Source organism: Mucilaginibacter gossypii (assembly GCF_900100945.1).
In the GTDB taxonomy this organism is placed as follows: Bacteria; Bacteroidota; Bacteroidia; order Sphingobacteriales; family Sphingobacteriaceae; genus Mucilaginibacter; species Mucilaginibacter gossypii.
Genome location: NZ_FNCG01000006.1, coordinates 243,256 through 269,819 on the forward strand (window position 1 = coordinate 243,256; position 26,564 = coordinate 269,819).

Sequence of the window (26,564 nt, forward strand, 5' to 3'; positions counted from 1 at the left end):
CTTTTTATAATGTTGTTTCAGAAATTATAATTCCTAAAACCGCCGCCGCTCGGCTCCGCCGAGTGGCAACTATTTCACGGCCTCCGGCCGCAGTGTCAAGCAGGCCAGAGGCCTGGAGATAGCGGTCACTCGGCTGGAGCCGAGCGACCGCATTTGTTATTTATTACTGATCAAATAGCCGGAGTAATCCCTTGCCCTTCCCAATAATCAATGATCGGTTTGTACGGCCCGTATTTATGCTGTTCTTCTGAGAAAGGATCTTTAAAAGGCCCTTTATCATAATCAATCGCTTTTTCTTCGTAATGCGGATAATCAACCTCCTTTGTGGTTTTAGGCAGCGGACGTTTGTGCTTTTTATCGTCATTAACAAAAGCAGCGATATCAAGCGCTTCAGCATCGGTTAAGAAAGGTTTACCTTCGGCTGTTTTATCATAAGGCATATTGCCCTTTAACCATTGCGCTAATTTAACCACGCGGTGCATACTTGAACCGGGACGATATGCCAACAATCCCCATACCGGCGGATATTCATAGGTTACCTTATCAAAACGCATTTTACCTTCACCATTTTTAGCATGGCAGCGCTCACAATTTTGAGCATATAAAACCTCCCCCCTGTCTGATGATGCAGCTACATTTGGGAGCTCAACTTCCATATTTTTTAAACCTTTAGTAGTTTTTGACACATTTGACGAATCACTCAAAAACTTGAGGTAAGCCATTATCGAGATCATTTCTTTTCCATCCAAAGGTAAAGGTTTACCCAGGTTAGGGCGCATTACACAATTGTTGATGCGTTCGGCCAAAGATAAAATCCTTCCCTCTCTTGCCCTGTATTGTGGATAATCACGAAACGATCTTATCAAGTTAAAGGCATACGGCCTGGTGCCTGCATCGCGATGGCAGTTGGTACAGTTCATTTTATTGCCGGTATAGTGTCCGTTAATACCTTCGGGGCCGATATAATATGCGGTATGCAGCATTAGTTCGCGGCCATAACGCACCGCATCGCCGTATTTACCGCCGGGCATTTTGGAGGTATCCACAGCAACCAGGTTATTCACAGCCGCTGAATCAGCTTTATTTGCCTCTTCGGCTTTGCTCCCGCTACATGACACTAACTGGGCAACACTCGCCAAAGCGACTAACAACATCAGCAAAGCTATATATTGATATTTCTTTTTCATTTTTAATGATCTATGGTTTTAAATATGGATCAAGCTGTTCGTATTTTATAAAACCTGCACGGTAAGTTGGCACCGATGTTTCCATCGTCCATTGCAGCACACCTTTATTATTTGCCAGCACCACAATGTGCCTTTTGGAGCAACATACCAATGTGGTTGTATCATTGATCATATAGGCACTGCCCATACGTCCGTTAAAAATTTCTTTAGGTAGTTTAATGTGCATGGCAATGGTCGAAGTTTGATTTTTCTCATCAATTTTCATTGCATACACGCCTGACTGGTGTTTCTCTACCCCGTTATCAAAAAACATCAAGTTGCCCTGTTTATTGACATGAGCTGCGTGGGCCTGGGTAAAGTTGCAATCGGCAGGCATGGCTATGGTACCGCCTTTACCAAACTTGTAGATAACCTTACCATCGCGCGAGTTAATTTTCCAGATCTGCCCGTTGTTGTAGAACGACATCAGGTAATTGCCGTCTGTATCATAGCTGAGACTGTTGGCATGCATCCAGTCTTTTTTGGTTTTCAGGATTTTAGGATCTTTCAGCGGATCCATTACATCAAACACACTCCATTTATAAAGCTGTTTGCCGGTTTTATCCATCACCATAATACCATCGCCATTAACCGTATCCTGTTTGCTCCCTCCAACTGATGTAAGGTCGATAATTCTGTTATCAACGAAAATGGTAACCAGTTGCCCTTTATCATTCTTCAGGATTTCGTGATGAATGGTTTGCTTGAAATCGCCTTGCCCTTTGGTGAGGTGTAGTAGCGTATCGCCAAGCATATTGACCTCCAGTATCTCGCTGCCGTAACTGGTAGGTTCGTCATTTCGGCCTAAAATAGAGAGCAGGGTTTTATCCTTTGTAAAATTGATCACCTTAAAACCCAACCTGTCAATCATGTGGTACCACCTGATTTGCCCTTTTGCATCAACCAAAAACGCCACCCCTGGTGCATAACGTTTATTGATAAGCATCAATCCATCATTAAACTGCGAAGGCAAAGTAGCTTTCGCGGCAATTTTTGCGTTGAACTGTTCCTGTAAAAACAACGGTAGCTGGTGCGATTTGAAGGTATGAGGTTTACCGACAACCGTATCCCCACCGTCAACAGTTACAATATGGTATGAGTAAGTAGTGTCGGGCAAAATATTGCAAAGTACAAGCTTATATGATGTGCCGTTACTGGTAGTAGTCGACCGGTATTTAACCGGCTGCTTGCCTTCTATCCAATACTCGGCATACAGATCAACAGGCTTGCTGGTCATAACATTAAGCTTAATTTTTAGCTCATTGTTATTATACAGGCTTATGTGAATTTCTTTTACCAAGTTTCCGCCCGAACAACCGCAGATGATCGAAACCAACAAACCTCCCGCTAAAACCTTAAACCAATCTTTCATCACTAAAATTTGTAACATCGGTTAAATAATAAAGAATATACAACCCATTGAAGGCTGTATACTCTTTACTAATATTTGAATTGTGTGCTTATTGTTGTCTGCCCGCATTATTCAGCTTAGGGTTAATATTAACCTGGTTAAGCGGATATGGGAAATATTCATCGCGCGGCAATTGAACAGTGTTGGTTTGGCCAATACGTTTCAGATAAGCGTTCACGATCACATCATATTTTCCAAAGCGTTTCAAATCGGCCCTTCTTTTGCCTTCGTAATATAGTTCCCAGCCACGTTCCTGTAACAATGCATCGCGGAAAGTTGCCTGGGTCAAATTAGCCTGCACCAATAATTTGGCATGTGAGCGGCCTTTAACCTGGTTTACTAATGAAACAGCCTCTGCGGTTGGACCATTCAATTCGTTTAAAGCTTCGGCGCGGCTTAACAATACATCGGCGTAACGCAAAACATCAACACTATGGCCATCGTAGTAGGTGTTGGCACCATTAGGATCTGCATATTTCATGGTTGCAACGTCCGGCATATACAATACACCATCCGGCGCTGTCGCACCTAATGAAGGAGCTTGTTTATGAGTTAAACCATCAACGCCCTGGTATTGGGTAAAGAACATTTTTTTACGATCGTCTTCATCGCCATAGCTGTTGTAAAAATCCCAGGTTACAGCGTAGTACTGCCACCTGTCGGTTAAAACCGGATGGCTCAACGGACCAAAGTGGTTCAATAATTCGGTGCCATTAACGTTAGCATCGCTTAATACCGAGAAGATATTTTCAGCACACCAGGTGTTTGATTCTTTAAACAAACCCTCATAAGTTGGATATAACTGGTAAATACCCAAATCCATTACCTGTTTTGTAAGGTCGGCCGCTTTTTGCCATTGGTGCTCACGCAGATAAACCTTAGCCAGCAGGAACATCGCCGCACCTTTGGTGGCCCGGCCAACATCGTTAGTTGTGTAGATATCACTTTTAGTGTAATCTTTAGGCAATACATTGACCGCATTTTGCAGATCGCTGATCATTAACGCGTCAACATCCGCAACAGAGCTTGGCGCGGTTTGAGCTTTGTAATCGGGATTGGCTACATCCTTTTCCGTATTCAGGATCACCGGGCCCCAGGCATCTGTAAGATCGGAGTAAGCTATAGCACGTAAGAATTTCATCTCAGCCAAAAACTGATTTTTCTGAGCATCTGTGATACTTTTCATCGCTGAAATATTATAGATAGCGTTGTTTGCGTTGGCCACCAATTTATAGATCTGCCTATAATCTTCAGCTATCAAACCGTTGGCCGAGTTCCATTGTACCAGTGATAATTGTCCCGGGTCGCCGGCGTAGCTGCAGTGGCCCACATCGGTGGTTAAGTCGGTAAGGGCGAAGTGCCTTACCGTCCAATAATCAAAATTGTCACCAACCGCCGGACCTTTTAAGCGGGCATAAACCGCGTTCACGGCTGCAATAGCATCTGATTTGGTTAAAAATGCATTTTGACTTGTTAAGCTGCTGTATATTTTAGGCTCGAGATTGGTTTTATTACACGAAAACTGTGTAACTACCGCGGCTGCTAAGAGTAGAATATTATATTTTTTCATTTTGACTAAAATTTTGTTGATCCCCTAAATGGATAATTTCATTAATGGATAGATGCTTTAATACCGAATGTTATGGTTCTGAATGCCGGGAACGAGTTAAAGTCTAAGCCGCCGCCGGTAGCACCAGAATGTACGTTAACTTCCGGGTCGGTACCTTTATAGCCCGTAATTGTCCATAAGTTTTGCGCTTCTGCATAAACCCTTATTCCCTGTAAAATTTTTAGGTGCTGAAACAACGATGCAGGGAAATTATAAGCCAGCGTAAGCGACTTTAAACGTACATAAGATGCATTTTCAACAAAACGTGAGTTTACGTAGCTACCATAAGTACTTAGATAATAACCTTCGCGCGGGATTGGGGTATTTTCGTTTTTGCCGACTACAAACCTGTTCAATGCAGCAGCACCTGTGGTTGACTCTAATACCATGGCGTTCATGTTATACAGGTAATAGTCAAATGCGCCCTGAAAAAATATACCCAGATCGATGCCTTTATAATGAAAATCGTTACCAAAACCGGCCATGTAATGCGGGTTAGAGTTGCCCAGGTAGGTGCGGTCGGCCGGGGTAATTACACCATCGCCATTAACGTCTTTATATTTAGGATCGCCTGCTTTTGAGTTTGGCTGAGGTGCATATTTTTCACCGGTTTTCACTACCCCTTCGTAAACATACCCATACAACTCACCTAATTCAATGCCAGGTACAACCCTTGTAAATTCCTGCCCCGAAACAGTACCGCTTGGGTTTGCAGTGTTGGTACTGATCACGGTTACTCCCGGACCTAAATCCAATGCCTTTTGCTTATTGTAGGCAAAAGTAACCGTGCTGTTCCACGACAAATCTTTACCACGCACATTGTTGGTATTTACCGAAAGCTCGATACCACGGTTTTGGATTGCGCCACCGTTTACATACTGATTACTGAACCCCCATTGCTGACCTATGGGGATCTGAATTAACAGGTCGGTTGTTTTTTTACTGTAATAGTCGATACTTGCATTAATACGGCCATTGGCGAAACCCATATCCAAACCAACATCAAACTGCCTGGTGCTTTCCCATTTTAGGTTAGGATTAGCCAATGTTTTTGGTTCTATCCCTGTTTGAAGATTACCGGTTTCATTCAGTACTACACCGTAAGGTCCAAATGTTGAAAGATATAAACTCGCAGGGATACGGTCATTACCAGTAACACCGTAACTAACACGTGCTTTTAAGTTTGAGAAGGTATTCAGATCTTTTATAAAATCATCATCGGTAAGTTTATAAGCTACTGCACCTGCGGGGAAAAAACCTGAACGCTTGTTTGAGCCGAAGTTTGACGAACGATCGTCACGATAAGAGAACGAGGCTAATAATTTATCCCTATATGCATAATTAAACCTTGTAAAATACGAGGTTAACATAGCCTCTGCCTTACTGCTGCCATAACCATTTACCAATGATCCGGCACCAAGGTTGTAGTACAAGAACGCATCGGTTGAGAAGCCTTTAGCACCGGCACTTAGTCCTTCGGTAACATCTTTTTGATTTGATGTACCTAATAAAACAGTGAAGTCATGATCCTTAGCGATGTTGAACTTATAGGTAAAGTAATTTTCAACTATCCATCTGAAAGCCGATGATGTTTGCTCACTGGCAACACCGCCCTGCTTAGCACCTGCGATGGTAGTAGTAGGCAGGTACTGGCCTGCTGTAGTTTGAGTGTATTCGGTACCGGCCGTAAGATGATAAGTTAAGCCGTTAATAATTTTATAATCTAACCCAATATTGGCATTTATCAATTTATTGCCACTGTTGTTTGTTGGTTCCAAAAGGCCGGCCAAAGCGTTGGTCTTTGTGCCCTGGGTAACGTAGTAATTATAAGTACCATCAGCATTATAAGGCTTTACATTAGGTGGTGCTGTCAATAAACTAAATAATGGCGCAGTTATGTCTCCAGAGTACGATTGCAATGTCGAACTTGAGCTGGCACCATAAAAATTAGCGCTGATCTTCAGGTTTTCATTCATTGTTTTCTCAGCACCTATCCTTGCAGTATATCTTTCAAAACCGGTATGCTGCAACACACCAACCTGTTTAATATGATTACCAGCAACATATATCTTTGAATTCTGATCACCTGAACTTAAACTGATGCTTTGATTTTGAACTGTTGCGTTGCGGGTTGCAAGCTTTAACCAATTGGTGTTGGCCACCTGGAAACTTGACGGGTATGGTTGTGGCTTACCATCTTCAATAGCTGTAGCGTTTTGGATATCGGTGTACTGCTGCCCGGTTAACAGGTCCGGCTTATACCTTAGATATTGTGTACCTCCTGATATATCCGCATCTAAAGAAACCTTGCCGTTTTTTCCTTTTTTGGTGGTGATCAAAACAACGCCGTTACCTCCCCTTGCTCCATAAATAGCTGTTGCAGAGGCATCCTTTAATACCTGGATATCTTCGACGTCGTTAGGGTTAACCTGGTTGCCATTATCGCTGATAAAACCGTCAACTACATATAAAGGAGAGGTAGAAGTATTGATAGAGTTACCACCCCTTACAGTGATATTAATCCCTGAGCCCGGTGCAAAACTGGTTTGTTGCACCTGAACACCGGCAGCTTTACCCTGAATGGCCTGCCCGATATTAGTAGTTGTACCACCAAGTGTAAGGTCATCACTTTTTATTGAACTAACCGATCCTGTTATATTTCCTTTTTTAACTGTACCGTAACCTACTACCACTACTTCGTTCAGTTTATTAAGGTCCTCCTGTAAAGTGATAGTAATGTCTGAGGAACCGCTAATTGATACTTCCTGTGGTTTATACCCTACATAAGAAACAACCAACACTGTTGAACTGCCCTTTAATGTAATTTTAAACTTACCATTGACATCAGTTGTGGTAGTATTTTTGACGCCTTTTTGAATAACGGTAGCGCCAATTACCGGGCCGTCTTTATCTTTTACGCTACCGCTGATTGTTGTTTGCGCGTTGGCAAGTACTGGCAATAATAGTAGCAGGCAACAGCATATCAATTTAAAAAGGCCATTGATCTGCCTTCCTAAATAAATGTGTTTGCTGAAGCCCCGATCGGGGTTTGAGTAAATTTTAATCATACGTGGTGGTGTTAGTATTAATTAATTGTTAGCTTTTTAATGTGATTTAGCTCTGTTTTTGAACATTGGAAATTAGAGATAGCGGATTTTGAAAGCAAAAATTCGCCCCTCCAAACACAGCGCAAACGTTTGTTTTGGGCAAAATCGGACCTACGCAAACGTTTGACTCAAAGTATTTTGCGGTGATAAAAATTGATTCTTGAAGGTTTTTGTGGTATTGAGCAGATCGCAACCGGGATGATTCAGGCGCCAATTTTATGGATTCTGCGTATTTGAGGACTAAGCTTGAATAATTTGATTATGAGTGGATTGGAATAAGATCTACAAACACAACCCCACTGTGGTATCAGCCGCCACCCAGCTCCAGCTATAGGCGTTAACTTAGACGGCAAAGGGGGTTAACAGGGTTAACAGATTTTTATTATTTAAACTTAAAAACCTAAAAATCAATAGCATAAACAAAGCATAGGGTTACACTAAAAGCCACTGCTTACCTGTAGCAGGGGTAGCTATACTACTTTAAAAAAAGTAAAGCCCGGCTTTTGGGCCGGGCTAAACATAAAACATGCAAAAAATATAAACGGTAATTAAAAGCCGCTATCATCAAGCGCGAAGGTATTCTTCCGCTCTTTCCATTTACCTTTGGTAAAATCAGGAAATGCCACGCTTGCGTTACCTTCTTTCAATGATTTTGTTGACAAGGGCGTAATTACACTCATGGTAACAGAATCATAAACATCTATAGGAGTTTGGCGTTTTTGCTTAACCGACTCTACGAAAGCATTAAACACAAACCAGTCCATACCACCGTGGCCGGCACCCTCGGCAAACTTTTCGTATTTTTTCCAAAGCGGATGGTCATATTTATCAAACCATTCCTTTGCCGGATCCCATGAATCATCTTCTTTTGATTTATGATCAATATAAACGCTTTTGTTTACATCCATCCATAAACCTTTAGTGCCCTGCACCCTGAAACCTAATGAATAAGGGCGTGGCAGGTGCGTATCATGGCTCAGTAACACCGTTTCACCATTGGCACAATTGATCATCGTAGTGGTAACATCGCCGTTTTTGTAATGGATCTTAGCATTCGGGTGACCGGGCGATAATTCTTCTACATAGGCAGCTAAACCCTTTGCCTTGGTGCTGAACGATACCAGGTTGGTAAAGCGGTTACCTGCATTAATATTAGCATAATGCATACATGGACCGGCGCCGTGGGTTGGGTAAATATCACCATCCACATCGATATTAAACTGCGTACGCCATTGAGCTTCGCTAAGGGCTTTGGGGCCATACTCAACGCCTCCGCCATAATATTGCTTACCGTTATTGAACAATACACCTCTTAAATTATGCTGATATCCGCCTTCCAAATGGATGATTTCGCCAAACAGGTCCTGGCGCACCATATTTAAGGCAGCCATCACATCACGACGATAGCAAACGTTTTCGAGCGTCATGTACGGGATACCTGTTTTTTCTGAAGTGTTAACGATATCCCAGTGATCTTCAACCGTAAGACCGGCAATTACCTCACAACCAACATACTTTCCGGCTTTCATAGCGTCAATAGCCTGTGGGTGGTGAAATTGCCATGGGGTAGCAATAATTACCGCATCGATATCTTTATGATCAAGCAATTTTTTGTAGGCATCCAGTCCGCCAGTGTATTCCTTTACGGGTGCATGGCCTTTTTTGGCGATGTATTCGCGGCAAATTTTCAGCGAGCTTTCCTGCGTATCGCAAATAGCTACGATCTCCACATCATCGCGAAGCAAACCTTCGGCAATATGGCTCATGCCACGGGCACCTACGCCTATGTAACCTAAACGGACTTTTGCAGGTGCCGATGCAAACAGCCTTCCTGACGGTAAAATGCTAAAACCTGCCGCTGCAATTGCGCTGGTTTTCAAAAATTGTCTTCTTTCCATATATAATATTGAGGTTTTTGGGGCTTATTTATTGGGTAATTTTTCAAAGTCAATTACAGGCTTCTTTCCTGTTGGTTTACGATCATAAGGGGTTTTGAGCTGGATATAATTATCAAAGAAACCTCCGTTTTGCAGAAAGAACTTATCACCTTCTTTTCCTCCGGCATAATCTTTACGATAATTAGCATTGGCTGTAGCATCACCAGTATATATGGCATGTGTAAGTTCCAGCCAGTTATTATCGCTATCCCCTATCCACTGGTTGGTAAAATACGCTTTGCGGATCTTATCGCCGTTGTCAGGTTCAAAATTCTCAACAAACGAATACAAATGCGTTAAGTAAGTAGCCTTTTGCGGGCGGGTAAAGCTGGCTATCAGAAACCATTTATCTGCAGCTACATCTTTAAAGTACGCAGTATAAGTGGTTGTATGCCTGGCATTATCAGGCTCGGCGCTAAGCAAAAAAGCGTAAGCTTGCCCGGCTTTCCAGGGGAAGCGCATATAGCTTTGTCCGCCCGAGCCTTCGTTGCCAAATTCGCCGATGTGTACATTACTGCCGCTTTTTACCAGTTTAATACGCATACTATCGGGAATACTTTTCGGATCCTCGGTATTAAAAGGACTCCACACAGAAAATAGCACACGGCGTTCGGTTGCCGAATTTACCTGCATACCAAAGTATCCCTCGCCAAAACCATCGGCCATAAAATAGGAGCCGATCACATCCTGTCCTTTGGGTACTATGATCTCATTATAAAACCATTTTACTTTATTCTCCTTATCGGCCGCAACAGGATAGCGTAAATGTACAGAAGGCCCCCTTCTGCCAAAATGATATGAGCTGCCTTTTGCAACATATGAAATATCATTATCCGGCTTTTGCAAAGTAACTACAAGGTCAGATACATCTGCATAAACAGTCCCGGTTTTACTGATGCCTTTTAAACTGATCTTTACATAACCCGGCCGACTGATGTGAACCTTCCCAAAACTGACAGTATCAAACCTGGTATTGCTTATTTTTTTGACGATCGCATTTTTTCCTACCGATAACAGCAGCGTACTGTTCCCCTGCGGCGCCCGTACCACCAGCGCAAGCTCAAGGTACTGTGCAACACTAACCCTGAAATAAATATTACAGGTTGATTTTATGCTTCTCAGGCCAATCAACCCTTCATCGGTTATGGTATCCGGCGCGTTTACCCAGGCATTACCGCCAAACGGGATAACGTGACGCAGCTTTGAAGCATCAATATGTACCGTCTGCGCAATGGCAGCTCTATTTCCTATGAAAATAAACAATATTGAAAGACAAATTATAGCGGTTTTCTTCATCATTGGGTTATAACACAAGTATCGTTTCATAAATGTACTCGCATTAGTGGCTTTAAGAAAAAATAAATGTTTCAATTTCAACGCAAACGTTTGAAAAATGGGCATAATTATCCCTTAACTGGCATTAATTGAAAAACAAATATTTATCAAACATTATGGGGTAACGACTTCGGCTTCTAAAATTGAAGGTAAATATGCCTGCTAAGCGATTATTTCTTTGTTGCAGATAAGCGGGGCTCTCTAAATAAAATTAAAGGGTACTGTATGCCTCCGCTAATGTTCAAATCTCCACTATACTTACCTGCCAACTTATGCAAACTGATGATTTAGCTACGCAAACGTTTGCAATGCAGTTAATACAAGCTATTTCATAATAATCGCTTAACTTTAACTATAAAAACAACATTAGCCCGTAATTAATGCAAACAAAGCCAACTACTATAAAAGAGATAGCGCAAATATTAGGCATCTCGGTTTCTACAGTTTCAAGGGCCTTGCATGATCATCCGAGCATAGGACTAACCACAAGGGCAAAAGTTAAAAAGCTGGCCGGTGAGTTAAACTATGAGCCTAACCAAACCGCTATTTTTTTGCAAAAGGGCAAAACGCTCACCATCGGAGTTATTTTACCCGAACTTTCGGAGGCTTTTTTCTCCTCGGCCATAAGCGCTATTGAAGATACTGCCTATAAAAAAAATTATACCGTATTGCTGGCACAATCACATGATGATGAGCAAAAGGAAAAACAGCTGGTTGAAAAAATGAAAAACCACCGGGTTGATGGCCTGCTTGTATCGGTAGGGAAAAATACCTCCTCGTACCAGCATTTTGAAAACTTAAAAAAATACAATATCCCGGTAGTCTATTTCGACAGGATCCCGGCCATACCCAACATCCATTATGTAGCCTGCAATATGGAAATCGGTACTATTGAGGCAGTGAGTTACCTGCTAAAAAAAGGTCACCGGGCAATAGGCATGATCAACGGGCCGCAAACCATGGTTGCTACCGGCGAGCGTAAAGAGGGATATATCAAAGCGATGACCAAAAACAGGCTTAAGTACGACCCTTCGCTTATAGTTTCGTGCGATTTGACCGAAGAAGGCACAAAAAAGGCATTAGATGAACTGCTGGCCAGCAAACGTAAACCAACCGCCATAGTAACCTTTAATGATTATGTAGCACTTTTTGCTATTAAACACGCCAGTAAATTAAACATCAAAATAAACAAGGACCTTGAATTTGTAAGCTATGCCAATTTACCGCTAATCAATTATATGGAGAATATTCCCGCCGCTTCTGTTGAACAATTCCCATATTTACAGGGGCAAAAAGCAACTGATATTTTGATGGACCTGCTGCATCACCAGGGTACCGGCGGCAATGAACCAAGTGCCTTTTACAAGGTGATTATTGAATCGCAACTGGTTGAAAACAAAAAATAAACCTAAACAAAAAACACTCAAACGTTTGCGCATGGCTATCGTTTATGAAATTAGCTATGTTTGATGAGTTAACGTCTATAATATGTTTGATGATATCCTAATAAATTTTGGATTAAACGTTTCTGAATACCATATCCGGCCCTTTGGCTCGGGTTTAATAAACTATACTTATAAAATAAGTGGTGCTAACCATTCCTATATTCTTCAGCAAATCAACGTTGCCGTTTTTAAAAGGCCCGATCATATCGACAGCAACCTTGTACTAATCAAAGAATATTTTGATAAACACAATCCAGGTTATTTATTTGTAGCCCCGTTAAAGAATCAAAAAGGGAAATCGATCATTCAAGCCGCCGACGGTAAGTTTTACCGGCTTTTTCCATTTATTGAAGGATCGCATACAGTAAACTTTTTGCAGGATACAAAGGAAGCCTATAGCGCTGCGGTGCAGTTTGGCCGGTTTACCCGTTTGTTAAATCATTTTGACATCAGCAAACTCGAATACACACTTACGGATTTTCATAATCTAAAATTACGGGTTGCACAGTTTGAACAGGCTTTAAAAACAGCCGAACCCCGAAAACTGGAACAGGCTGCTAAGGAAGTAAAAGCTGCTGATGATCATATCAACATATTGCATACCTATAACCTGTTTACAACTAATAACGAAATCCCGCTCCGGGTGATCCACCACGATACCAAAATAAATAACGTACTGTTCGACAAAGACCAAAACGCGCTATGTATTGTTGACCTTGATACAGTAATGCCCGGCTATTATTTAAGCGATGTTGGCGACATGATGCGCACCTATTTATCGCCCGCCAACGAAGAGGAAAAAGATCTGGATAAAATTATCATCAGGACAGATTTTTTCAGAGCGATATATAAAGGTTATATGAGCGAAATGAGCAACATCCTTACTGAAACTGAAAAACAGTATTTCACCTTTTCGGGCAAATTAATGATCTATATGCAGGGCCTCCGTTTTTTAACCGATTTTTTAAATAATGATATTTACTATGGTACCCAATATGAAGGGCATAATTTGATCAGGGCTAAAAACCAGTTTAAACTACTTGAAGGTTACATCAATGCCGAACCTGTATTTGCAGAAATAATTGCCGGTGTAGATAAAGAATTACTGACCACCGCCAACGGCATTTAACAGGTCATTCAATCTGTTGGGCCGCACAATGTTACCAACAAACCTTGCACAGGCCTCGCTAAATTCATACTTTCGACGCCCGTATTAGCAGCACCGGCCTAAACCGGGACACGGGAAACAACATTTATGAAAGTTATTATAGCCGAAAAACCATCTGTAGCCAGGGAAATTGCCAAAGTTTTTGGGGCAACTATAAAGAAAGACGGTTATATTGAAGGCAAGGGTTTCACCTTTACCTGGGCTTTCGGTCACCTGCTGCAGCTTGCCGCCCCGCAGGAGTATGGTTATTACGGCTGGAGCGTTCAGCACCTGCCTATGCTGCCTCAAAAGTTTAAGCTTTCCATTCGCAAGGTTAAAACCAAGGATGGTTTGGTGGATGATCCATCAGTAAAAAAACAGCTGGATACCATTCAAAAACTATTTGACGAAGCCACTGAGATCATTGTAGCAACGGATGCCGGGCGCGAAGGGGAACTCATCTTTCGCTATATTTACTATTACTTAAAATGCAAAAAGCCTTTTAAAAGGCTCTGGATCTCATCGCAAACTGATGAGGCTATCAAAGAGGGCTTCCGTAACCTGAAGCCCGGCAGCGATTATGATACACTGTTCAATTCGGCCCATTGCCGTTCCCAGTCGGACTGGCTGGTGGGTATGAACGCCACGCAGGCGCTTAGTCTTTCTTCGGGCATTCGCGGCGCTGTGCTTTCCTTAGGCAGAGTGCAAACCCCTACCCTTGCCATGATCTGTTCTCGGTACCTCGAAAACAAAAACTTCGTACCCGAAACCTTTTACCAGGTAAGTATCCATCCTGATAAAGACGGACAGGTATTTAAAGCGATATCTGCCGAAAATTATAAAACAAAAGAAGAAGCACAGGCCGTACTTGACAAGGTACAGGATGTTGAAGGCGGCTTTCCGCAGGGCGGCCATATTTTACAGGTGGAAGCCAAGCCGCGCAAAGAGCCACCTCCACTATTGCATGACTTGAGCAGCCTACAGCAGGAAGCCAACAAACGCAAAGGCTATACTGCTGATCAAACCCTTACCATTCTCCAAAACCTTTACGAAAACAAACTGGTTACCTATCCCCGTACCGGCAGCCGCTATATCGGCGACGATGTTTTTGCAGGCGTGCCTGCATTAATTGAAAAACTGGAACAACATCCGCTGTTTGGCAAACAAGCCATTGCGTTGGGCAGCGCTACGCTTAACAAACGAAGCGTAAATGCAAAAAAGGTAACAGATCACCATGCCGTGCTTACCACCGGCGAGAACCCGCACCAGCTTTCGCCCGATCAGCAGGCCGTTTATGATATGGTGGCCGGGCGTATGCTCGAAGCATTTCACCAGGATTGTATTAAGGAGGTTACCAAAATTGTGGTACAATCGGGCGCTAAATTCAACGCCAGCGGAACGGTGATCCATACTGCCGGCTGGCGTTCTGTATTTAACGACAAGGAAGACGACAAAAAGGACGAAGAGAACGCAACGCTGCCTAAAGTAACACAAGGCGAAAACCTCCCGATAACAGCCAAAGCCCTGCTCGAAAAGCAAACCAAACCCCGGCCACTATACAACGAAGCCACCCTGCTTAAAGCATTGGAAACAGCAGGCAAAGAGATTGACGACGAAGAGCTGCGTTATGCCATGAAAGACAGCGGCCTCGGTACGCCGGCAACAAGGGCAGCCATCATCGAAACCCTGCTTAAACGCAATTATATTATCAGGGAAAAGAAAAACCTGGTGCCCACAACTACCGGCATTGCCGTTTATGAGGTGGTAAAAAATCAGCAGATAGCCCAGGCCGAACTTACCGGAACATGGGAAAAACGTTTGGAAGAGATCCGCTCCGGAGCTTCGGTTACCGAATTCCAGAACGAGATCAAAACCTATACACGAGCCATCACTTCCGAATTACTGGCGCAGGGAAAATCATTGAAAATCCCGGCTGTGGAAGCAGTCGGGAGCAAAGTTACAGCATAAAGGATGGCGACATAAATAGCGCTATCGATAAGGATAACAGGACCTTAACTGCAACTACTCCGGCGCTGGTTAAAACGTTAAGTGTCGATTTTACTTTGGTAATACGATAAATTTGATATTTGTATGCATAAAAGCTTACATTCATTGCATTATGGATCTAATCACGCTTATTGTAATTACCATTATAGTTTTTATTATAGCATTTGCGGCTTTCAGGTTATTTGATGTTAAGAAGAAAAAGAAGAAACTTGAATTGGAGCGATCAGCAAGGATTTTACCGCTTTATAAAAAGGCGGAAGCGGCTGCAGGTTTAACCGCCGAAGATGTTTTGCCCTTTGCCAAAAACCTGCTTACCCGCTACGACACCTTTTTGTATTTAAAAGAACTTGAGGAATTACACTTGTTCCCGGAGGCATACCTTACGCTTATTAAAGGAGCGGAAAGCTCACTGGCCCAATGGCTGGAGTTCCCTACCGAATTGGATGCCTGCCCCGACGAAATTGAACATATTAAACGGGTTACCATTGATTTTGACGGCAGAAACAATTTTATCCACTACGAGGTGTTTAAATACTGTGTAAACCCACCCCACTGGGCTGCTAAAAACGGGTGGATGCTTGGCGTTGTCGGTCCGTTTTTTGACGATAGCAAACCTTATGATTTCCCCGGGGCTACTTTTAGCAGGGTAAACAGTACCATTGATAAAGTAACTCCGGAAGAAGAGGCCAAATGGGTGCACGAAAACATTGGTATGCGGAGGTAAGCGCAACAAGTTTTTGAACCAGACTTACGAAGTTTTAAAAACTTCGTAAGTCTTCAATTCTTAAACTCATTCATCATCCTTCAGTTCAATCCAAACCGGTGCGTGATCGCTTGTTTTTTCCCAGCCTCGTACATCCCGGTTTACACCTGCAGCTAAAAGACGTTTTTCCAGGTGAGGGCTCAGTAAAAAATGATCGATCCGTAAACCGGCGTTACGGCCGTAGGCATCGCGGAAATAATCGAAAAAGGTATAAATCACTTCGGTAGGATAAATTTTGCGGATAGCATCCGTCCAGCCCTGTTGTACCAGTGTTTTAAAGGCTTCGCGTGTTTCAGGGCGAAAGAGCGCATCATTTACCCATCGCTCCGGTTTATAAACGTCGAGCTCGGTAGGCATAACGTTATAATCGCCGGTTAATACAACAGGTTTATCGGCTGCAAGTAAACCGGCTGCGTGAATTTTAAGGCGTTCAAACCAGCCTAATTTATAATCAAATTTAGGACCGGGGGCCGGGTTTCCGTTGGGCAGGTACAGGCAGCCAATGGTAATACCATCAACAAGTGCTTCAATATAACGGCTATGCTCATCTTCCGGATCACCGGGAAGTGCCCGGCATACCTCAGTAATTTCCCGGTCTTTTGCCAGTATCGCAACGCCGTTCCAGCTTTTTTGGCCATGCCAGATGGCTTTATAACCTGCATCAAGTATAGCCTGCTCCGGAAAGTTTTCCTGTGGAGCTTTAAGTTCCTGTAGGCAGGCAACGTCAGGGGATGTTTCCTTTAACCAGCGGAGCAAAACAGGCAGGCGCCCATTTACACCATTTACGTTATACGTAGCTATTTTCATGATGCAATTTAAATAGTTTAGGTTATATCATGCATGTTCCAAAATATTAAAAGCACGGCCACCCATCGCAAGCAATTAGTTGCGATGGCTCATGAACAGTAAAGATCCCCTTACTTTTCAAACTCATCCGGGTCTACTTCAGGCTGGCTTGGCTCTGGATCGGGGATTTCATTCGGGATATTTTCCGGCGCTTCTTCGGGCATTTCCGGCTCTCCGGGGTCAGTAGGCTGCCTGATCTCCGGCCGCTCCGGGTTTACCGGCATTTCATCTGGCTCGTTTGGCATGGTTCTCTTCTTTGACATATCTTAATAACTGCTAAGGGAATGATTGGTTTTCAGAAAGATCTTTCTTAACCAAAATATCGCTTGCATTTTAAAAATGTTTAATTACATTTGCAGTGTACTACAACACTAATACACTATAAAATGATTCAAATAAGTAATTTGAATTTTAGCTATAACAGCAGGAAGCCGTTGTTCAAAAATCTGAACCTTTCGTTAAAGGCCGGCCACATTTATGGGCTGCTGGGTAAAAATGGTGCAGGGAAATCAACCCTGTTGAAAAATATCGCCGGTCTGGCTTTTCCGCAATCGGGGCACTGCCTTATTAACGGAACAAAAAGCTCAAAGCGACTGGTATCCACTTTACAAGACCTTTATTTTATTGCCGAAGAAGTTCACGTACCGGCACTAACTCCCGGCCAGTTTTTGGCCCGGACGGCAAGCTTCTACCCTGCCTTCAGCATTACCGACTTTTACAGTTATCTGAAAATATTGGATATTGATCCGGATCTGTTAATGACCAGAATGTCATACGGACAGCAAAAAAAGATGATCATCGCTTTCGGGCTGGCTACCAATACCAGTGTACTGATACTTGATGAACCCACCAACGGGCTTGATATTCCTTCAAAGGTTCAGTTCAGAAAATTGATAGCATCTGTTTTGAATGATGAGCGCTGCATTATTATTTCAACCCACCAGGTGAGGGATTTGGACAGTCTTATTGATACCGTGTTGATTTTGGACGATCACCGCATCGTAATTGAGAACTCGATAGATGAGCTTACTGAAAAGCTGTTCTTCGGTATTTTTAAAGAACTTACCGGGATGAATGTGCTGTACGAAGAAGAAACCCTCGTGGGCAAATACGCTATTGTACAAAACACCACCGGCAAGTACGGAAAAATGGACCTTGAGTTATTATTTAACGCAGCAACAACCAATAGCAGCAAATTACTAAACGCACTAAAACCAAGCACAAATCATGAATAATCACTTCAGTTTAAAGCGCTTTGGCCTGTTGTTTATGAAGCACACTGTTGAGCATTACCGCGCCTATTTGATGTCGGCAGCGGTTTTGGCGGGGGGATTTTTACTTGGCGGTTCGTTTGTGTTTTATATGATCCCGGGCCCGGTAGATGCCGGCTTTCAGATGGCTATGTTCGGGGTACTCATGATTATCGCTGGGCCATTATTTACAAGCACTGTTTTTACTGATCTGGGCGATAAGCGCCGGGCAGTTCCAATGTTAACCCTGCCTGCATCACAACTCGAGAAGTTTATGGTCGGCTGGGTTTATTCGTATGTTATATTCCTTTTGGTGTATACAGGCGTTTTTTACCTGGTATTATTTATCCTGATCAATCTCAAACCCTGGCCCGGGCATCAAATTGAAATACTCTCCCTGTTTCAGGATAAATTTGTACTGGTGATGATATTGTTTTCCTTGCTGCATGCCGTCACGATATATGGAGCAATCCGGTTCGAAAAATTACACTTTATAAAAACAGGTTTCAGTTTCTTTATTTTTTATGCCCTGCTAATCCTTGTGAATACAGTGTTCGTAAGATTTATTGTTGGCAGGCCAATCAAACCGGTAACGCCTTTTTCATTTCTCAATTTCCAGGATGGTATGAACTTTTACTCCATTGGTTTAAATGCGCAGCAATCTGCCTGGGCTTTTATTGTGGTTCCCATTATATCGCTGTTGATCTGGATAGCGGCATATTTTAGGTTTAAGGAGAAACAGGCTTAAAAAAGACGATAATGGAATTTAAAGATAACGAAGCGATATACCTCCAGATAGCAGCTTTTGTGAGCGATCAGATCCTGATGGGCAAATGGCCCGGCGGGCAAAAGATCCCATCAGTACGTGATATGGCGATTGAGCTGGAAGTAAACCCAAATACGGTTATGCGATCGTACGAATTTTTGCAGGGGCTCGAAATTATTTATAACAAACGCGGCCTCGGTTTATTTGTGGCTGATGACGGCTTTGACAAAGTAAAAGCTTATCGCAAAGAAAACTTTGTGCGTCAGAACCTACCCGAACTTTTTAAAAACATGTACCTGTTAGGTATATCGATAGATGAGATCAGCCTGCAATATCAACATTTCCAGGCGCAACAAAATAATGAATTAAACCAGGCAAGCAACGATGAAAACAAGCAATAAATTCTTACTTACCGCGGTATTGTTACTGATAGTTTCGGTTGGGATCCATGACTTTCAGCTAAAAGCAGAATATTTTAAAGGTGAGTATAAAAACCCCTATAATGGCTTTAACAACCTAAATTTCAGGAACTTCAAGGTTATTGAGCTTGGTTCATCAACGGCTATCAATATTATGCTGGTTCAAGGGCCATTCAAAGTACTTGCTGATCCTAACGCCATGGAGTTCATGAAAATTGAACAACGGCACGATTCGCTCTTTATTCGTGCCGCGTTTAAAGATAACTTTCATAATGTACAAGCCCCAAACGTTCTGTATATATCCATGCCGCAATTAAATGCGTTTTATGCCGATGCAAAATATAAAGCAGGCGACACTCAAATTGTCGATACCACTGCCGCACCAGACTTCAAATGGCGCGCTACTACCATCGGTGGTTTCAACGGGGATCAGCTCAATATTATCCAGGACCATGCCTCCACCGTCTTACTAAAAAACAACAAGTTTAACATAGTAAACGCCATTATCGGTAAAAGCAACAATAGTGCTTCAAATCTATCTATTGAAGCAGGCAACCAATTCAATAAAACCAACCTCGATATCCGGAATAAAAGCCGCTTATGGATCAAGGACGATAGCCTCAGCAACATAACCTATAAACTTGCCGACAGCGCTAAACTAATCCTGAACGGAAATACAAGGATGATCCGTAATAATAAATAACCAAAACTTAGCAAATCATGAAATTAGTAATCAACTCGCTATCAAAAACCTATGCCAACGGCGTACATGCTTTAAAAGATGTTTCGCTGACCCTGAATAATGGCATGTTTGGCCTGCTTGGCCCAAACGGCGCCGGTAAATCATCACTGATGCGTACCATAGCCACCCTACAGGAGGCCGATAAAGGCAGCATTTTTTTAGATGAGCTGGATGTATTGAAAAACAAAACCGAAGTAAGGCAGCTACTCGGGTACCTGCCACAGGAGTTTGGTGTTTACCCCAAAATATCGGCCGAACGAATGCTCGACCATATTGCCCAGCTCAAAGGGGTTGGCAACAACGCCGAACGCAAAGACCTTGTGCTTCAATTACTGGAAAACGTAAACCTTTATAAAGACCGGAAAAAGCACCTTGGCACCTACTCCGGCGGTATGAAACAGCGTTTTGGAATAGCACAGGCATTAATCGGTAACCCTAAACTTATTATTGTTGACGAACCCACAGCGGGCCTTGACCCGGCTGAGCGAAACCGTTTTTACAACTTGCTTAGTCGTCTGGGTGAAAATACCATCGTAATCCTGTCGACCCATATTGTTGAGGATGTAAGTACGCTTTGCGCCAATTTTGCCATTATTTGCCAGGGCGAGGTTTTATACGCAGGTGACCCGGAAAGCGCGGTAAATGAACTGAACGGAAAAATTTACAGCAAGGTGATCACCCAATCAGAACTGGGCTTTTACAAAGATGATTACCAGGTGATATCAACGCAGCTTAAAACCGGCAAACTCCATATCCGCATTATAAACGAAGCCGACCCCGGCAATGGTTTTATCAGCAGCACGCCAAACCTGGAAGATGTGTACTTCAGCAACATCGCCACACGTATAGATGTAGATACTATTTAAAACTACTATAAACCAATAGTTTATGTTTCTTAAAATATTTCTGTTCGAGATCCGGAATCGGGTCCGCAGGCCAGCCGTTTACCTTTATTTTTTGGCAGCACTGATATTTACAGTGTTCACTTTTTCAACAGGCTCGTTACCATTAGGCGAAAAAGAGCACATCAACGCGCCTTATGTACTTGCGTTGTGGTGTTCGGGCATCACCATGATGATGACGCTTGTGAGTTCATCAATTATGGGCACTGCCTTATACCGCGACATTGAATACAACACAAAAGATTATTACCTAACCTACCCTATCACCAAAGCAGGCTATTTCTGGGGCCGTTACCTGGGCTCGTTCGTTTTCATGGTCCTGATCTCAACAGCGGTTATCATTGGCGCCTTCATAGGCACCAAACTGGGCCCTGCTATGGGATGGACGGATGCAAAGCAATACGGCCCCAATAGCCTCATTTACTATCTGCACCCGTTTTTCACAATCGGGCTGCCTAACGTTTTGTTCACCTCTTCATTGTTTTTTGGACTTGTAGCCATCACCCGCAATGTAAAGGTTATTTACTTTGGCGGTATCCTGCTGTTCCTTTTTTACTTCATCGCGTTGTTTTTCCTTAACCACATTAACAACCCCACGGTAATAAACCTCAGCGATCCCTTTGGGCTTAACGGTATCAGGATGCAAACCAGTTCTTCAAGCACCATTGAGCAAAATACTACCTTATTCCCGGTTACCGGTACGTTTATGCTCAACCGTGTATTATGGGGCGGTATTGGGATAGTTATTGTGCTTTTCACTTATTTCAGGTTTAGCTTTGAGCGTTTCTTTAGCGGCAGGCGTGATAAGGCTGCTATTGACGAGGCAGGCACAAAAACTAAAACCCAGGTAACTATTAAACCAGTTGTTAGCTTTACAGGCAAATACAACAGGAATACCTTATACAACCTGGTAAAAGTTGAATTGCTGAATATTATCCGCGATAACTACTTCTGGATCATATTAATCGCTGGCAGCTTATTCCTCGGTTTTGTATTCTGGCTTGGCGATAACAGGAATGGCGTACCTGATTTTCCGCGTACGGTTACCTTGCTCGCAATCTTTAATGAAGCTTTTCCATTCTTTATTTTCTTCATCCTGATATTTTATACCGGCGAAACCCTGCACCGCGACAGGACTACCCGCTATGCATTTATCAATGATTCCCTCCCGCCTCCAAACTGGATCCTGAACGGATCGAAGCTAATCACCTTATTGCTTATTGGCACCGGCTTATCCATCCTACCCATATTAACCGGGGTTATCGTTCAATTATTAAAGGGTTATCACACATTGAATCTATCAGTGTACTTTCTCTACATAGCCTACATATTGCTGCCCGCTTTGCTGCAGATGGTTGTTTTTTGCTATGTTGTGCACGTTGTTATCAACAACAAATTTGCAGCCCATGGCATAGGCGTGTTTTTATGGGTGATTGTTTTCTTTTTGCGCAAAACCGGCACTTTTGATTATAATCTGCTGCTGTACTCGTACACCCCATCTTCGGGAATATCTGATATGACCGGCATAGGGCATATGGCAGCGCCCATTAGCTGGTTCAACCTGTACTGGATGCTATTTGCGGGTTTGCTGATCATTGTTTCGGGATTATTTTATTACCGGGGGGTAACCTCATCTTTTAAAGAGCGATTACGTTTATTGCCCCAGCGTTTTAACAGCAGCACAGCTTTGATCACCGTAATAGTGACTATAGCTTTTTTAGCTGTTGGTGGGTGGAATTATTATAACGTAAGTTTTTTAAACAGCTACCTTATCAAAAGCGAAAACACAGCCAGGGCAGTGATGTATGAAAAAACCTTGAAAAAATATGAGCACCTTCCCCTGCCTAAAGTAACCAGCATAAAAATGCAGGTAGAGCTTTACCCGGATAAACAACAGGTAGCCACACACGCATGGGTAACCATCACCAATAAAAATAAAGCTGCCATATTACAGATACTGCTCGACGGCGATGAGCTCACCAATTATTCGCTTAAAACCAATGGCACATTAGTTCCGTTTACTACCCCGCTTCTTTATCCCCGTGGATTTTTCAACTGGTTCAGGCCGAAAACTGACACTGCCGAATTTCGGTTATACAAGTTCATAAAACCGCTAATGCCGGGCGATTCATTAACGTTAGAGATCAACTCAGAAATAGTTCATAAAGGATTTACCAATGGCATGTATGCTGCGGCTCTCATTAACAACGGCACATTTTTTAACGGTGGATTGCCGGGCCTTGGGTATGATGAAGATGATGAGCTAAGCAGCCCTTACGAACGCAAAAAAGCAGGTTTGCCCGAAAAAAAGGAAGAGGAAACGCAGCAAAATGATCCCGAGGGCATAAGCACCTTAAAAGCAGGAAGAGCTGCTGACCTTTTGAAACTGGATGTAACTGTTAGCACCCTGGCCGATCAAACCGCTATCGTACCCGGCCGGCTCGTAAAACAATGGCAGCAAAACGGTCGTAATTACTTTCACTATGTGCAGGATAAACCGGGTATGTACATGCCGTTGGGCATTATATCAGAGAGACTCGCCGTAAAAAAAGCGACCGTTCAACTGGACCATACCATAAATATCGAGGTATATTATAATCCTGAACACAGCACCAATATCGACAGGTATATTGCGGCTTATAAAGATGGCTTAACTTATTACAGCAAGGTTTATGGTGCCTATCCGTTTAATGATATCCGACTGGTGGAGACGTCTGTTTACGGTCCGCAGGATGCCTCCATGACAACGCTGGACACTTACGCAGAATACTTTGGATGGAATGCCGATTTCAGGGATCCTAACAGTTTTGATTATTGTTACGCCAATACAACCAGACTGTTATCACAACAATGGTGGCGTTTTCAAACAGCACCAAACAGCACTGTTGGCAGCCTGGTGATCCCCGAAGGCCTTTCAAACTACGATCAGCTGGTAATGTCAGAACATAAATATGGCAAGGATAACATGCGCTATATTGTTTTAGATCAGTTATGGTATTACCTTTTTATCAGGAGGCACCTTAATGAAAACGAACATCCTTTAATAAAAGCCAACAATTGGTTTTTATGGGGAGGCAAGGCAAGCGTGGCACTGTATGGCCTGCGCGACCTGATTGGTGAAGACAGCCTGAACGTAGCCCTGCGCGAATTTAAAAAGACCTATACTTTTAAAAAAGATGGCCCGTTTGCCGGTGCCAATAACCTTTACCAATGTCTCCAAAAGCATGTACCCGATTCGCTGCAGTACTACCTTACCGATACCTGGCAAAAGATCACACTATATGATAACAGGGTGGTTGAAGCAAGCAGTCAATCCACAGGTAATAAAAATGAATATAAAGTTACGTTGAAGCTTGATATTGATAAAGTTTGGAAAGACGCCAAAAACAACGATATCCCGGCCATAAACATGAACGATTATATTGATATCGGAATCTTCGGCAAGCAGGTTCAAGGTGCCGGTAACCGCATGGTGAGTAACACCTTATACCTTAAAAAGTATAAGCTTAAACACGGGTTACAGCAATTTAGTGTTATTGTTAAGGGTAAGCCTGCCTCTGTAGGAATTGATCCCTTCAGTAAACTCATTGACAGAAATCCTAACGATAATATTAAAGACCTTTAAAACTAAAACGGGGTTACGCAAAACATAACCCCGTTTTTCATGATCTTGAAAGCTGTTAAAAAACATTAATTGCCGTTGGTTTTAACCAACGGTAAAAGACAAAAAAGTTCTGGCTTTAGCCCAATTATACACGCGGGTTTGGGCTGAAGCCCTCTTATCACTACTCATTATTCCGTTGGTTAAAACCAACGGCAATGAAGTTTTATCTACCTATAAACGATAGTTTTTGAATGTAGAGACGCATAATTGCGTCTCACGCTTGCAATTTACCGCAGTTGAGACGCTTTTGAAATCGCCTTGTCCTTCGGAAGACGCAATTATGCGTCTCTACAAAAATTCTTTCTTCCATTTTCAAACAGCATCTCACCAAATATTACTGCTTAAATAATTTGTTCTCCCCTTCTATTTCAACATTAGCCTGTTCAACTACGGCCTTGTATTCGTAATCGGCTTTTAGTGGGAGTATTGCTTCAAATGTGCCATCAGTCTTAATATTTACCCAGGTGCCGGCTGTCCACTTACCTGCATATAAAGTTTCTACCTGCCCATGGTAAGGGCGATAATCAAACCTCGCCCTTTTTGCCGAAATACTTTTGTAATTCAGAATTTTACCTTTTAAAACTGCACCGGCCTTTGTTTTTGAACTTGCTCCTGTTTCAACAATGGCGGCTTCTTTAAAAACAGGGGCAACATTTTCCAGTTTAATCACTACAGGATTAGGCCAGCGGTGATCATCATAAATACGCTGAGCCTTTACAACAGATACTTCAAGCCCCCTATCGGTTTGCTTATACCTGCAGCTTACATCATCGGTTTTATATTCAATCACCTTACTATTTTGCCCTAATACACTAACCTGAGTTTTAATAGTGGCGATGGCCGAACGGATCAGAAAAATTTTGCGGGCCCCCTCCTTCCAGCCGGCAGCGTTTGTAACAATAGCGTAAAGTGTATGCCCGTTTTTAGCGGTAAACCAGGTGTCGCCCTCCTTGCTAATCACCCAGCTTCGCACGCTATCAATACATTCACGGTTAACAAAATACCATGCCGACATTTCCCTTAGCCGCTCTTCCTGCTCAATGGGCAAAGCGCCATCTGGCTTCGGGCCAACGTTTAGCAACAGCGATCCACCTTTGGCCCTTGCCTCAATCAGCAATCCTATCAGTTGATTGCCCGATTTATACCGTTCATTAGTTGGCTGATATCCCCAGGCCGTGCCCATAGTGATGCATGACAACCATGGTTCGTTGATCATAGCGCCGGGCATGATCTGCTCAGGCGTTTTAATGGCCCCTCGGGTTATCAGCAAATCGGGCTGCAATTTCCAACAGGTTTGCTTTACCACTTCTTTCGGATCGCCGTCAATAAAAAGTACATCTATTTTACCGTAATTGGTCATCAGCTCTTCGCATTGCTTCCGGGTGTATTCGTCATATTCATGGCGGGTTTGTGCATCCATCTTAACATCGGTACGACTAATAGGGATATGATGGTCACGGAGAAAGTTAAAATCCTCGGGCGAAAAATAAAATCCTACCTGCAATCCCGCCTCGCGAGTGGCATTCACAAATTCCTTTAACAGGTCTTTTTTGTATGGTGTATGGGTTATGTTAAACCCAGTGGTTTTGGTATCCCACATACAAAAACCCGAGTGATGCTTGGTGGTGAATACGATGTATTTCATGCCCGCCAGTTTTGCCAGCGTTGCTATCTGGTGCGGATCGAACTTCGAGGGATCAAAAGTTTTGGGCAGCTCATTAAAATAACGGTTTACGTAATCGTCACTTGCCCCAACCAGCGAGTGACTGATCACCACACCCAGCTGGCTATCCATACTAAAATGTATAAACAAACCCAACCCTGTATTTTTAAGCCATAGCTCGCGTTCGGGCTTGTTCAGGTTATAATTACTGGCGTTATCATCTTTAACCAGATCATTTTGTGCTGACGCAGTTTGGATTCCACACAGTACCAAGAGAAAAAAAAGGTATTTCTTATACATCAAAAAGCCGTTTAAAAAAATCAGG

General features: G+C 42.9%; 19 protein-coding genes. 10 read left to right on the forward strand and 9 right to left on the reverse strand.

The annotated features are described in order from the left end of the window. Positions 1–170 precede the first annotated feature (170 nt). From BLS28_RS14205 to BLS28_RS14230, 6 genes are all read right to left on the reverse strand, one after another. Positions 171–1,187 (reverse strand): c-type cytochrome, encoded by a 1,017-nt coding sequence (locus BLS28_RS14205; RefSeq protein ID WP_218134414.1) that lies wholly within the window; start codon positions 1,185–1,187, stop codon positions 171–173. 10 nt (positions 1,188–1,197) lie between these two features. Then, a complete protein-coding gene (locus tag BLS28_RS14210) occupies positions 1,198–2,616 on the reverse strand; it encodes an aryl-sulfate sulfotransferase (RefSeq protein ID WP_091168160.1) in 1,419 nt (472 codons plus the stop codon). 70 nt (positions 2,617–2,686) lie between these two features. After that, positions 2,687–4,207, reverse strand: coding sequence for a RagB/SusD family nutrient uptake outer membrane protein (locus tag BLS28_RS14215; RefSeq protein ID WP_091168163.1), 1,521 nt, complete (start codon positions 4,205–4,207; stop codon positions 2,687–2,689). A gap of 41 nt (positions 4,208–4,248) precedes the next feature. Next, a complete protein-coding gene (locus BLS28_RS14220) occupies positions 4,249–7,314 on the reverse strand; it encodes a SusC/RagA family TonB-linked outer membrane protein (RefSeq protein WP_091168166.1) in 3,066 nt (1,021 codons plus the stop codon). Positions 7,315–7,901: 587 nt separating this feature from the next. Further along, positions 7,902–9,251, reverse strand: coding sequence for a Gfo/Idh/MocA family protein (locus BLS28_RS14225; RefSeq protein WP_091168170.1), 1,350 nt, complete (start codon positions 9,249–9,251; stop codon positions 7,902–7,904). A 24-nt stretch (positions 9,252–9,275) separates the two neighbouring features. Next, positions 9,276–10,589, reverse strand: a complete 1,314-nt coding sequence (locus BLS28_RS14230; RefSeq protein ID WP_176844463.1) for a DUF3472 domain-containing protein — start codon at positions 10,587–10,589, stop codon at positions 9,276–9,278. Positions 10,590–11,005: 416 nt separating this feature from the next. Here BLS28_RS14230 and BLS28_RS14235 point away from each other — a divergent pair, with 416 nt between their 5' ends. The 4 genes from BLS28_RS14235 (at position 11,006) to BLS28_RS14250 (ending at position 15,948) form a co-directional block, all read left to right on the forward strand. Beyond that, entirely contained in the window at positions 11,006–12,031 is a 1,026-nt protein-coding gene (locus tag BLS28_RS14235) for a LacI family DNA-binding transcriptional regulator (RefSeq protein ID WP_091168176.1), read from the forward strand. 82 nt (positions 12,032–12,113) lie between these two features. After that, positions 12,114–13,199, forward strand: a complete 1,086-nt coding sequence (locus BLS28_RS14240; RefSeq protein WP_091168178.1) for a phosphotransferase enzyme family protein — start codon at positions 12,114–12,116, stop codon at positions 13,197–13,199. Between the two features lie 126 nt (positions 13,200–13,325). Next, on the forward strand, positions 13,326–15,185 hold the full coding sequence (gene topB / locus BLS28_RS14245) for a DNA topoisomerase III (RefSeq protein ID WP_091168181.1): 1,860 nt from the start codon (positions 13,326–13,328) through the stop codon (positions 15,183–15,185). 151 nt (positions 15,186–15,336) lie between these two features. Next, complete coding sequence (locus tag BLS28_RS14250) at positions 15,337–15,948, forward strand: hypothetical protein (RefSeq protein WP_091168183.1); 612 nt, start codon at positions 15,337–15,339, stop codon at positions 15,946–15,948. A gap of 66 nt (positions 15,949–16,014) precedes the next feature. On the opposite strand, the gene xth is transcribed toward BLS28_RS14250, so the two are convergent. Continuing rightward, positions 16,015–16,794, reverse strand: a complete 780-nt coding sequence (gene xth / locus BLS28_RS14255) for an exodeoxyribonuclease III (protein ID WP_091168186.1) — start codon at positions 16,792–16,794, stop codon at positions 16,015–16,017. Positions 16,795–16,904: 110 nt separating this feature from the next. After that, positions 16,905–17,096, reverse strand: coding sequence for a hypothetical protein (locus BLS28_RS30525; protein ID WP_143020760.1), 192 nt, complete (start codon positions 17,094–17,096; stop codon positions 16,905–16,907). 123 nt (positions 17,097–17,219) lie between these two features. Here BLS28_RS30525 and BLS28_RS14260 point away from each other — a divergent pair, with 123 nt between their 5' ends. From BLS28_RS14260 to BLS28_RS14285, 6 genes are all read left to right on the forward strand, one after another. Next, positions 17,220–18,068, forward strand: coding sequence for an ABC transporter ATP-binding protein (locus tag BLS28_RS14260; RefSeq protein WP_091168190.1), 849 nt, complete (start codon positions 17,220–17,222; stop codon positions 18,066–18,068). Continuing rightward, the gene (locus BLS28_RS14265) at positions 18,061–18,831 is read left to right on the forward strand and encodes a hypothetical protein (RefSeq protein ID WP_091168194.1); all 771 of its coding nucleotides are present in this window, start codon (positions 18,061–18,063) and stop codon (positions 18,829–18,831) included. The genes BLS28_RS14260 and BLS28_RS14265 overlap by 8 nt, the downstream gene beginning before the upstream one ends. Before the next feature lie 11 nt (positions 18,832–18,842). Continuing rightward, positions 18,843–19,250: a GntR family transcriptional regulator gene (locus BLS28_RS14270; protein WP_091168198.1), complete on the forward strand. Its 408-nt coding sequence runs from the start codon at positions 18,843–18,845 to the stop codon at positions 19,248–19,250. Next, entirely contained in the window at positions 19,234–19,971 is a 738-nt protein-coding gene (locus BLS28_RS14275; protein WP_091168200.1) for a hypothetical protein, read from the forward strand. Before BLS28_RS14270 ends, BLS28_RS14275 begins: the two co-directional genes overlap by 17 nt. 17 nt (positions 19,972–19,988) lie before the next feature. Further along, positions 19,989–20,876 carry an ABC transporter ATP-binding protein gene (locus BLS28_RS14280; RefSeq protein ID WP_091168203.1) on the forward strand — a complete coding sequence of 296 codons (888 nt, stop codon included), beginning with the start codon at positions 19,989–19,991 and terminating at the stop codon, positions 20,874–20,876. Positions 20,877–20,967: 91 nt separating this feature from the next. Then, positions 20,968–24,537, forward strand: coding sequence for a hypothetical protein (locus BLS28_RS14285; RefSeq protein WP_143020761.1), 3,570 nt, complete (start codon positions 20,968–20,970; stop codon positions 24,535–24,537). 373 nt (positions 24,538–24,910) lie between these two features. On the opposite strand, the gene BLS28_RS14290 is transcribed toward BLS28_RS14285, so the two are convergent. Beyond that, entirely contained in the window at positions 24,911–26,539 is a 1,629-nt protein-coding gene (locus tag BLS28_RS14290; RefSeq protein WP_091168333.1) for an alpha-L-fucosidase, read from the reverse strand. Positions 26,540–26,564: the final 25 nt, after the last annotated feature.